This window comes from Bombella sp. ESL0378 (assembly GCF_009725845.1).
Classification (GTDB): Bacteria; Pseudomonadota; Alphaproteobacteria; order Acetobacterales; family Acetobacteraceae; genus Bombella; species Bombella pollinis.
This window is the reverse complement of the sequence record NZ_WNIF01000015.1, coordinates 1-1,276: the sequence shown is the minus strand read 5'-3', so window position 1 is coordinate 1,276 and position 1,276 is coordinate 1. Positions and strand designations below refer to the sequence as shown.

Sequence of the window (1,276 nt, the reverse complement as noted above, 5' to 3'; positions counted from 1 at the left end):
GGCTCTTTTTGTTAAGGTGTTTAACGGAGTTGCTGCCGTGAATGTAAATAAGCTTCAAAGAGCTGCTTTGGGGAGGAGAAGGTTAGGGAAATGATGTATAAATTCGTTAGACATATAATCTTTAGAGCAAGGAATAAAGATAGTTCTGGTAAGCTTATGGATTCTTTCCTTTCGTTTGAGGAGCATATTAAGGAATCCGTTGACCTTCTCCAGAAGATTAATAATATTAATGATTGGTATGCTACAGATGATTTAGGTTTGTTATTAGATAAATTTGGCTATAGTTTATCAAGAGTAATAAATTTCTATGAGGTGCTTCATGAATCCCTTCAATATTTGTTTCATATTCATGAAAATGACTCTGTACCCTATAAAGTGAACTTCAGTGAATTGTATAAAAATATTTTATTTGAAGATAATAAGAATCTTGACGTTATTTGTTTTCAGAAGGAGTTGGAGCTTTTTTATGGTAAACTTTCTTCATGCAGAAATAGTTTGTTTTTGAAGGATTTTATTTTTTTGGAGAGTTATTTTACATCTTTTTACAAAAAAGAAAAGGATCTTCAGATAGCAATTAATGTATTATTTTCAGAAAAAGCAAAGCATAGTGATTTTTATGATGTCCCTTTTTTGTATAATATTAATTATTTTCTTTTGAGGTTAGAAGATTTTCTGTCTTCATGTCAGATTTCCATATGCTCTTTACGAAGATATATGTAAGTCATCAATTATTTTATTAGACAATGGGCGATGTCTAGGTTCTGGTTTATCGTGAAAATGGGGATAAGTTGGCACAGTAGTAGCCCTCTAATAGCAAAGGCACTTTTCCTGATGATGGCGCGTTTTTAAGCCAACGTCGTATTAAGTATTGAGAATGTTGTGATAGGGTGTGAAGAGGCTATTTTTGGTGCATAAGCATCTTTTCATCAAGTAAGGGATTTTTAGTATAAAGATATGTTCTGATGTATTCGTATGACTATGTTCTCAATTCCACTGAGTTTAACGAGTTGGGCGCGAAGGAGATGAGGGCGTTTAAAGAATGGTTTTTATCCTCGCTAGTGGCTTTATGAGGTGGCTCTGTCGAAAGGTTGAAGGGGAAAATCATCAAAATTAGGTGCGGGATTATCTGACGAAGGGGAAGGTATATGCATTAATATAGGTGTCTATATGGCGATGGTATTTTGGCATCAAAACGAAGCTTTTACTTGGCATTTTTATTTAAAACGGAAGAAAAGTTTTGATTATGGACAACCTACAATAGCTCCATTTGGACTAA

At 33.7% G+C, this 1,276-nt stretch carries 1 protein-coding gene; it reads left to right on the top strand.

What is annotated here, in order from left to right; genetic code table 11:
* The first annotated feature begins 90 nt into the window (after positions 1 to 90).
* Positions 91 to 720: a hypothetical protein gene (locus GM556_RS08565; RefSeq protein WP_155579844.1), complete on the top strand. Its 630-nt coding sequence runs from the start codon at positions 91 to 93 to the stop codon at positions 718 to 720.
* Positions 721 to 1,276 lie beyond the last annotated feature (556 nt).